Consider the following 9,077-nt stretch of genomic DNA (forward strand, 5'->3'; position numbering starts at 1 on the left):
CGAAGCGAAGCAATCCAGGGAAGCTCGACCTCTCGGAGCGTCCCGCCGCCCTGGGTCGCTTCACTGCGTTCGCCATGACGTCGAGGGTTCCGAACGCCCGCTCAGTCCTTGCGAGCGAAGCGAAGCCATCCAGGGAAGCCCGACCTCTCGGAGCGGCCCGCCGCCCTGGGTCGCTTCACTGCGTCCGCGATGACGGGGTGGTTCCATCGGGCCTTCTCTCAGCCGGTCGCCAGCCCAGATAAGGGGCAACCCGGCGGCCCGCCGCCGGGACCCCACACAGCCTCACCAGGGACACCCGCCCGATGGAATACCTGCACACGATGGTGCGCGTCGCCGACCTCGAGAAGGCCCTCGACTTCTACGTGACGAAGTTCGGCCTCACCGAGGTCCGGCGCATGGACAACGAGAAGGGCCGATACACCCTGGTCTTCCTCGCCGCGCCGGGGGACGAGGCACGGGCGAAGGAGAGCAAGTCGCCCCTCGTCGAGCTGACCTACAACTGGGACCCGGAGACCTATTCCGGCGGACGCAACTTCGGCCACCTCGCCTATCAGGTCGATGACATCTACGCCTTCTGCGACAGGCTCCACAAAGCCGGCGTGACCATCAACCGGCCCCCGCGCGACGGCCGCATGGCCTTCGTGAAGTCGCCGGACGGCATCTCCATCGAGATCCTCCAGAAGGGCGAGGCCAAGCCGCCGCAGGAGCCGTGGACCTCCATGGAGAACACCGGCTCCTGGTGAGGCCCACCTTGACCGGCCGCCCGGTGCCGGCGCATGTCGCGGCCGGATCAGTCGGCCGGGCGGCCGCTCCGGGGTTCGCGCCCCGGGGAGGAAAGTCCGGGCTCCATGGAGAGACGGTGCCGGATAACGTCCGGCGGGGGCGACCCCAGGGACAGTGCCACAGAGAGCAGACCGCCCCGGATCCGTCCGGGGTCAGGGTGAAAGGGTGCGGTAAGAGCGCACCGCGGACGCGGTAACGCGGACGGCACGGCAAACCCCACCGGGAGCAAAACCGAATAGGGGCGGCGCGCTCCTCGCGAGAGGGGCAGGCCCGTTCTCCAGGCCAGTCGCCCGGGTTGGTTGCTCGAGGCGGTCGGCGACGACCGTCCCAGAGGAATGGCCGCCACGTCGGAGGGCTCACCCCCTCCGGCCCTACAGAACCCGGCTTATAGGCCGGCTGATCCAGCCTTCCCGAAACCCTCGCACGCTCAAGGGCTTGCGCCGGTTTCCACCTGGCCCGGCCACGCGGGAAAACTGCGAAAAACACACGAACGGTTAACCTTGCCGGGTTCAGATCCCGGAACGGCGCACGCGCCCCGACCGCGTTGACGACCTTCCGAGGCCCATGATACCCGCCCACCTCCCGTCAGCGGCGTCTATCGGATCGCCGGGCGTCACCTGCGGAGCCGCAGGCGGCGGCCGCGCGCGGGCCATGGCGCCCGGGTACTCCGTCGCCGCTCCCGTCACGCGAGCCGCCTCCGGGCGGTCCGGACCAGGGCGAGATGAGAGTGAGCGCACGTATTCCCGCCGCCGGAGCATCCGGCCGTCCGTCCGCTTCCGCTGCACCGTGCGGCGGGGTTCGGGCATGAGCGGTTCCCCGGTTCGCGGCGCCGGCGCGCCCCACATCCCCGTCCTCCTCGACGAGGTGATCGAGGCGCTGGCGCCCTCGGGCGAGGCCGTGGTCATCGACGGCACCTTCGGCGCGGGCGGCTACACGCGCGCGCTCCTCGCGGCCGGGCCGGACCTGCGGGTGCTCGCCATCGACCGCGACCCCACCGCCATCGCCGGGGGCCAGGGCCTCGTGGCCGAATCCGTCGGGCGCCTGACCCTGGTGCCGGGCCGCTTCGGCGACCTCGACACCCTCGCCGAGGAGGCCGGCGCCCCACAGGTGCAGGCCGTCGTCCTCGACATCGGCGTCTCCTCGATGCAGCTCGACACGCCCGGACGCGGCTTCTCCTTCCGCCACGACGGCCCCCTCGACATGCGCATGGGCGACACGGGTCCGAGCGCGGCCGACCTCGTGAACGAGGCGGAGGAGGGCGAACTCGCCGACATCATCTACCATTACGGCGAGGAGCGCCGGTCGCGCGCCGTGGCGCGGGCGATCCACGAGGCGCGGCGGCGCGGGCGTATCGAGACCACGGCTGAGCTCGCGGAGATCGTGGCGAGCGTGGTCCGCGCCGAACCCGGCAGCCACATCCACCCGGCGACCCGGACCTTCCAGGGCCTGCGCATCGCCGTGAACGACGAGCTCGGCGAGCTGGTGCGGGCGCTGCACGCCGCCGAGCGGGTGCTCGCCCCCGGCGGGCGACTCGCCGTCGTGACCTTCCATTCGCTGGAAGACCGCATCGTGAAGCAGTTCTTCGCGGCCCGCAGCGGACGCGCCGCCCAGGGCTCCCGGCACCTGCCCGGCGCGACCACGGCCGAGATCCGCAGCCTCAGCCCCGTGACCAAGGGTCCCGTCCTGCCCGGCGAGGCCGAACTCGCGCGCAACCCGCGCTCGCGGTCGGCCAAGCTCCGGGCGATGGCGCGGACCGACTCGGCCGTGCCGCCGCCCCTGTCCGCCATCGAGACCCTGGCGAGCCTGCCCGAGGCCCGCCGCGGAGGCCCACGCCGATGATCCGCCTCCTCAACCTGCTGGCCATCGCCGGCCTCGTCGCCTCGGCGGTCTACGCCTACTCGATCAAGTACGACACGCTCTATCAGGCGGGGCAGGTCTCCAAGATCCAGACCGCCCTGCACAAGGAGCGGCAGGCCATCGCCGTGCTGCGCGCCGAGTGGCAGCTGCTGACCCGGCCCGACCGCCTCCAGGCGGCGGTGGAGAAGCACCTCGCCCTGGAGCCGATCGGCATCGCCCATCTCGGCCGGATCGCCGACCTCCCCGCCCGCTCCGAGCGCGGCGACGAGATCGGGCGCCTGCTCGCGGCCACCGCGACGCCCAAGGAGAAGGGCACGCCCGAGCCGCGCACCACGGGCGCGATCACCCGCACCGTGACGACGACCCGTACTCCGACCGCCGCCCCGACCGCCGCGAGGTAGCCTTGTCCGACGCGCAGAATCATCCGGAGCGCCGGGAGCCGGTGTTCGACGCGCCCGGCGGCGACGCGCCGGCCGCCCGAGACGCCATCGCGCCCGCCGCCACGGCCCCCGTGCCGGAGGCCGACGCCGCCCGCCTGATCCAGGCGGTGGAGGAGGTGCTGGCGCCCCGCGAGTCGCGGGCCGTGCGGATGCGGCGGCTCGCCGGCGACATGTTCCGCCTCGCCATCGAGCGCTCGCACATGCGCGTCGCCCTGGTGAGCCTCGTGTTCCTCGGGGTGTTCGGCGCGATCTCCACCCGCCTGCTGATGATGGCGATCTTCGGCGAGCCGCCGAGCCAGGAGCACCGGGCCGCCGCCTCCTCCTCGACCGCCTTCCGTCCCGACATCGTGGACCGCAACGGCGAGATCCTGGCGACAGACATCCGCACGGTCTCGGTCTTCGCCGAACCCGGCAACATCTACGACAAGGACGAGGCGGTGGAACTCCTCACCGCCGTCCTGCCCTCCCTCAACGCCTCGGAACTCCGGGCCAAGCTCGCGTCGCGCAAGGACCGCAAGGGCGCGGGCTTCGTCTGGGTGAAGCGCGAGCTCACCCCGAAGCAGCAGGCCGAGGTGCATCGCCTCGGCATCCCCGGCATCGGGTTCCTGCCCGACCACAAGCGCGTCTACCCGAACGGCACCGCCGCCGCGCACATCCTCGGCGCGACGAACCTCGACGGCGTCGGCATCGCGGGGATGGAGAAGTACATCGACTCCACCGGGCTGCAGGCCCTCAACAGCTTCGGCCTCGTCAGCAAGCAGACCGACCTGAAGCCGATCCAGCTCTCCCTCGACCTGCGGGCGCAGTTCGCCGTGCGCGACGAACTCGCCAAGGGCATCGAGCACTTCAAGGCCAAGGCCGGCGCCTCGATGATCCTCGACGTGAAGACCGGCGAGATCATCGCGCTGGTCTCCATGCCCGACTTCGACCCGAACGACCCGAAGGACGCGCTGGCGCCCGACCGGATCAACCGCATGAACGTCGGCGTCTACGAGATGGGCTCGACCTTCAAGGCGATGACGCTCGCCATGGCGCTCGAATCCGGCAAGTACAACGTCAACTCGACGTTCGACACCCGCGGCGGCGTGCTCAACTGGGGCCGCCAGAAGATCCACGAATACCACGGCACCAACCGGGTCATCACCATGCCGGAGGTGTTCACCCACTCCTCCAACATCGGCTCGGCCAAGATGGCGCTGGGCGTCGGCGTGCCCGGCCACAAGGCCTTCCTGAAGAAGATGGGCCTGACCGACCGGCTGCGCACGGAACTGCCGGAAAGCGCGGCGCCGATCGTCCCCTCGCGGTGGACCGAGATCAACACCATCACCATCGCCTTCGGCCACGGCATCGCGGTGGCGCCCCTCCAGGCGGCCATGGCGGTGGGGGCCATCGTCAACGGGGGCGACCTCATCACGCCGACCTTCCTGAAGGCCGACCCGGATTCGGTGAAGGCGCGCTCGGCGCACGTCCTCTCGGCCCAGACCTCCGAGGCCATGCGCTACATCATGCGCCTCAACGCCTCCGAGGGGTCGGCCAAGAAGGCGTCCGTCCCGCTCTACTTCGTAGGCGGCAAGACCGGCACGGCGGAGAAGGTGATCGGCGGGCGCTACAACAAGAACCGCCTGTTCACGACCTTCATGGCGGCGGCGCCCATGAACGACCCGAAGTACCTGTTCGTCACCATCATGGACGAGCCGCAGGGCCTGCCGGAATCCGGCGGCTACGCCACCGCCGCCTGGAACTCCGGCGTCGTCACCGGCAAGGTCATCGAGCGCGTGGCCCCGATCCTCGGCCTGCCGCCGCAATTCGAGCCTCCCGTCCGGCCCTTCCCGCAGATGGTCAAGCTCAACGCCTACCACATCAACCAGTTGGGCGGACCGTGACCCTGCCCCCGCCCTCCCTCCGCGACCTCTTCCCCGAGACTCCCGCGGCGGCCGCCGACCGGCCCGTCGCGGGGCTGACGGCCGACAGCCGGCGCGTCGTGCCGGGCGGCGTGTTCGTCGCGGTGCCCGGCACCAAGGCCGACGGGCGCCTCTTCGCCGCCAAGGCGTCGGAGGCCGGGGCGCTCGCCGTGGCGGGGGAGGGCGACCGGCCCGCCGACTTGGCCCCCGGCACCGCCTGGATCGCCGTCCCCGATGCCCGGCGCGCCCTGGCGCTCGCGGCCGCGCGCCTTTCCGGGCGACAGCCGGAGACGGTGCTGGCCGTCACCGGCACCGCCGGCAAGAGCTCCGTGGCCGACTTCGTCCGCCAGATCTTTTCGAGGATGGGCCGCGAATCCGCGAGCCTCGGCACGGTCGGCATCGTCACCAACGCGGGCGCACAATACGGTTCGCTGACCACGCCCGATCCGGTGACCCTGCACGAGACCCTGGCCCGGCTGGCGAGCGAGGGCATCACCGAACTCGCCATGGAAGCCTCCTCCCACGGGATCGAGCAGCGCCGCCTCGACGGGGTGCGGCTGACGGCGGCGGGCTTCACCAATCTCGGCCGCGACCACCTCGACTACCACGCGAGCATCGAGGAGTATCTCGCGGCGAAACTTCGGCTTTTCACCGATCTCCTGCCCGCCGGCTGTCCGGCGGTCGTCAACGCCGACGGGGCTTTCGCCGAAAGGGTGATCGCCGCCGCCCACGGCGCCGGGCGACCGGTGCGCACCACCGGCCGGGCGGGGCGGGACATCCGCCTCACGGAGGCCCGCACCGAGGGCTTCGCCCAGGCCCTGTCCCTGGAGGCGGGGGGCCGGCGCTACCGGGTCAACCTTCCCCTCGTCGGCGGCTTCCAGGTGGAGAACGCCCTCGTCGCGGCGGGCCTCGCCCTGGCGGCGCCCGCGGGCGCAGCCGACCCGGACGGGGTCTTCGCGGCGCTGGACCATCTCACCGGCGTGCCGGGCCGCATGGAGCGGATCGGCCTCGCCGGGGGAGGGCTCTGCCTCGTGGACTACGCGCACAAGCCGGAGGCGCTGGAGCAGGTGCTCACGGCCCTGCGCCCCTTCGCGACCGGGCGGCTCGTCGTGGTGTTCGGCTGCGGCGGCGACCGGGACCGGGGCAAGCGCCCGCTCATGGGCGCCATCGCCCGGCGGCTGGCCGACACGGTGATCGTCACCGACGACAACCCCCGCACGGAGGCGCCCGCCGCGATCCGCCGGGCGATCCTCGACGCAGCTCCCGACGCCGAGGAAATCGGCGATCGCGAGGAGGCGATCCGCACGGCCGTCGGCCGCCTGGGACAGGGCGACGTGCTGGTCGTGGCCGGCAAGGGTCACGAAACCGGCCAGATCGTGGGAGATCGGGTGCTGCCGTTCTCGGACCACGAGGTTCTCCGTGCCGCGATTCGCGAGGCGGGGGCGTGACACTCCTTCCTTTCGACAGGACCTGAGATGACCGCATCGCAGGGCAACAGCCCCCTCTGGACCCCCGACGCGCTGGAAGCGGCGACCGGCGGGCGCTGGATCGGCGAGCGCCGTCCGGTATCGGGCGCCTCCATCGACACCCGCACGCTCCAACCCGGCGACCTGTTCTTCGCCATTCGCGGCGAGGCCCGCGACGGGCACGATTTCGTCGCCCAGGCCCTCGGCAAGGGCGCCGCCGCCGCCGTGGTGAGCGAGGGCCATGCGGCCAAGGCCGAAGGTCCCGTGCTGGCCGTGCCGGGGGAGGGGCCCGACCCGGTTCTCGCCGCGATGGAGCGGATCGGCCGGGCCGCCCGCGCCCGCACGCAGGCGCAGGTCGTCGCCGTCACCGGCTCGGTGGGCAAGACCGGGACCAAGGAGGCGCTCCGCCACGTCCTGTCCGCGCAGGGGCCGACGCACGCCTCGGCCGCCTCCTACAACAACCACTGGGGCGTGCCTCTGACGCTCGCCCGGATGCCGGAGGATGCCCGCTACGGCGTGTTCGAGATCGGCATGAACCATCCGTTCGAGATCCTGCCGCTGACCGGCATGGTCCGGCCGCAGGTGGCGATGATCGTCACCGTGGAGCCGGTGCATATCGAGCACTTCCCGTCGCTGTCGGCCATCGCCGACGCCAAGGGCGAGATCTTCGCCGGCCTGGAGCCCGGCGGCGTCGCGGTGATCAACCGCGACAACCCCCATTACGAGCGCCTCGCCGCCCATGCCATGGCCTCGGGGGCGGGTCGGATCGTGAGCTTCGGCGAGCACGCGCAGGCCGACGTCCGCGCGCACCGGATCGTGCTGCGGCCGGACCTGTCGGTGGTGGACGCGAGCGTGATGGGCCAGCCTGTCACCTACAAGCTCGGCACGGCCGGGCGGCACACGGCCCTCAACTCGCTCGGCGTGATGGCGGTGGTGCATTCGCTCGGCGCCGACCTCGCCGCCGCCGCCCTGTCGCTGGCCGCCCTGTCGCCCCCCGTGGGACGGGGCGAGCGCACGGCGCTGGAGATGCCCGGCGGCACCGCGTGGCTGGTGGACGAGAGCTACAACGCCAACCCGGCCTCGGTCCGCGCGGCGCTGGCGACCCTCAGCGGGATCGAGACCGGCCCGCGGGGACGGCGCATCGCCGTCCTCGGCGACATGCTGGAACTCGGCCCCACCGGCGCCGACCTGCATCGCGGCCTCGCGGAGGCGGTGGAGGCGGCCGGGATCGACCTCGTGTTCGCGGCCGGTCCGCTGACCCGCAACCTCTACGAGGCCCTGCCCGTCAGCCGCCGGGGCGGCGTCGCCGAGACCTCCGCCGAGTTGATCGAACCGCTGACTCGCGCCCTGCGCCCCGGAGACGCCGTGATGGTCAAGGGCTCCAACGGTAGCCGGATGGGCCGGATTGTCGAGGCGCTCAAAGGTCGGTACCCCGCGCCCCAGACCCGCCGCGACTCCGCGCTCGCCCTTTCCTGAGCGGCCCCGCCGCCACCCGCGCCTGAACAGAGGGGCCCCGCGCCCGGATGCTGTACTTTCTCTCCGACCTGAGCGGTGTCTTCACGCCGCTCAACATCTTCCGCTACGTCACCCTGCGGACCGGCGGCGCGCTGTTCACGGCGGGCCTGTTCGTGTTCTGGTTCGGGCCGTGGATCATCTCCCTGCTGCGCCTGCGCCAGGGCAAGGGCCAGCCGATCCGCGAGGACGGGCCGCAGACCCACCTGCTCACCAAGCGCGGCACGCCGACCATGGGCGGGCTGATGATCCTCGCCGGGTTCATCGTCTCGGTGCTGCTCTGGGCGCGCCTCGACAACCGCTACGTCTGGGTGACGCTGGCCGTGACCCTCGGCTTCGGCGCCATCGGCTTCTACGATGACTACCTCAAGGTCACGAAGCAGTCGCACAAGGGGTTTTCGGGCAAGTTCCGCCTCGGGCTCGAAGGGCTGATCGCGCTCGCCGCCTGCATCGCCATCTCGACCTATTCGCCCCCGGCCCTGCAGAACCAGCTGGCCTTCCCGGTCTTCAAGGACGCGCTCCTGAACCTCGGCTGGTTCTACGCCCTGTTCGGCGCCTTCGTGATCGTCGGGGCGGGCAACTCCGTGAACATGACCGACGGGCTCGACGGGCTCGCCATCGTGCCGGTGATGATCGCCTGCGGCACCTTCGGCTTCATCGCCTACCTCGTCGGCAACGCCTTCACCGCGAGCTACCTGCAGGTGAACTACGTCCGCGATTCGGGCGAACTCGCCGTGGTCTGCGGCGCGGTGATCGGGGCGGGACTCGGCTTCCTGTGGTTCAACGCGCCGCCGGCCCAGATCTTCATGGGCGATACCGGCTCGCTGGCGCTGGGCGGCCTGCTCGGCGTGATCGCCGTCGCCACCAAGCACGAGATCGTGCTCGCCATCGTCGGCGGCCTGTTCGTGCTGGAGATGATGTCGGTCATCATCCAGGTCGCCTCGTTCAAGCTCACGGGCAAACGCGTCTTCCGCATGGCGCCGATCCACCACCACTTCGAGCAGAAGGGCTGGAAGGAGCCGCAGGTGGTCATCCGCTTCTGGATCATCGCGGTGATCCTGGCGCTCGCCGGCCTCGCGACGCTCAAGCTGCGGTAATCGTGCGGCTATTCCCTCCCC

7 protein-coding genes and 1 other RNA gene are annotated in these 9,077 nt (G+C 71.6%); all 8 read left to right on the forward strand.

From position 1 onward, the window contains the following. The first annotated feature begins 302 nt into the window (after window positions 1–302). The 8 genes from MFF06_RS15365 to mraY all read left to right on the forward strand — a co-directional run bounded on the left by MFF06_RS15365 (window position 303) and on the right by mraY (window position 9,056). Complete coding sequence (locus MFF06_RS15365) at window positions 303–743, forward strand: VOC family protein (RefSeq protein ID WP_238205473.1); 441 nt, start codon at window positions 303–305, stop codon at window positions 741–743. 47 nt (window positions 744–790) lie between these two features. Beyond that, an RNA gene (gene rnpB / locus MFF06_RS15370) (RNase P RNA component class A) lies at window positions 791–1,187 on the forward strand. A gap of 400 nt (window positions 1,188–1,587) precedes the next feature. Then, the gene (rsmH, locus tag MFF06_RS15375) at window positions 1,588–2,622 is read left to right on the forward strand and encodes a 16S rRNA (cytosine(1402)-N(4))-methyltransferase RsmH (RefSeq protein WP_238205475.1); all 1,035 of its coding nucleotides are present in this window, start codon (window positions 1,588–1,590) and stop codon (window positions 2,620–2,622) included. Next, window positions 2,619–3,041 carry a cell division protein FtsL gene (ftsL, locus tag MFF06_RS15380; protein WP_238205477.1) on the forward strand — a complete coding sequence of 141 codons (423 nt, stop codon included), beginning with the start codon at window positions 2,619–2,621 and terminating at the stop codon, window positions 3,039–3,041. Before rsmH ends, ftsL begins: the two co-directional genes overlap by 4 nt. A 134-nt stretch (window positions 3,042–3,175) precedes the next feature. Further along, a complete protein-coding gene (locus tag MFF06_RS15385) occupies window positions 3,176–4,963 on the forward strand; it encodes a peptidoglycan D,D-transpeptidase FtsI family protein (protein ID WP_370876739.1) in 1,788 nt (595 codons plus the stop codon). Continuing rightward, window positions 4,960–6,429: a UDP-N-acetylmuramoyl-L-alanyl-D-glutamate--2,6-diaminopimelate ligase gene (locus MFF06_RS15390; RefSeq protein WP_370876737.1), complete on the forward strand. Its 1,470-nt coding sequence runs from the start codon at window positions 4,960–4,962 to the stop codon at window positions 6,427–6,429. Before MFF06_RS15385 ends, MFF06_RS15390 begins: the two co-directional genes overlap by 4 nt. 27 nt (window positions 6,430–6,456) lie before the next feature. Next, window positions 6,457–7,923: a UDP-N-acetylmuramoylalanyl-D-glutamyl-2,6-diaminopimelate--D-alanyl-D-alanine ligase gene (locus MFF06_RS15395; protein ID WP_238205479.1), complete on the forward strand. Its 1,467-nt coding sequence runs from the start codon at window positions 6,457–6,459 to the stop codon at window positions 7,921–7,923. 47 nt (window positions 7,924–7,970) lie between these two features. Then, entirely contained in the window at window positions 7,971–9,056 is a 1,086-nt protein-coding gene (mraY, locus tag MFF06_RS15400; RefSeq protein ID WP_238205482.1) for a phospho-N-acetylmuramoyl-pentapeptide-transferase, read from the forward strand. The last annotated feature ends 21 nt before the right edge of the window (window positions 9,057–9,077 follow it).

This window comes from Methylobacterium aerolatum (assembly GCF_022179085.1).
GTDB classification, from domain to species: Bacteria; Pseudomonadota; Alphaproteobacteria; order Rhizobiales; family Beijerinckiaceae; genus Methylobacterium; species Methylobacterium aerolatum.

What these genes read in the sequence shown, in the direction of transcription:
- MFF06_RS15365 (WP_238205473.1), top strand. Translation starts at nt 303, where the DNA reads ATGGAATACCTGCACACGATGGTGCGCGTCGCCGACCTCGAGAAGGCC.
- rsmH (WP_238205475.1), top strand. Translation starts at nt 1,588, where the DNA reads ATGAGCGGTTCCCCGGTTCGCGGCGCCGGCGCGCCCCACATCCCCGTC.
- ftsL (WP_238205477.1), top strand. Translation starts at nt 2,619, where the DNA reads ATGATCCGCCTCCTCAACCTGCTGGCCATCGCCGGCCTCGTCGCCTCG.
- MFF06_RS15395 (WP_238205479.1), top strand. Translation starts at nt 6,457, where the DNA reads ATGACCGCATCGCAGGGCAACAGCCCCCTCTGGACCCCCGACGCGCTG.
- mraY (WP_238205482.1), top strand. Translation starts at nt 7,971, where the DNA reads ATGCTGTACTTTCTCTCCGACCTGAGCGGTGTCTTCACGCCGCTCAAC.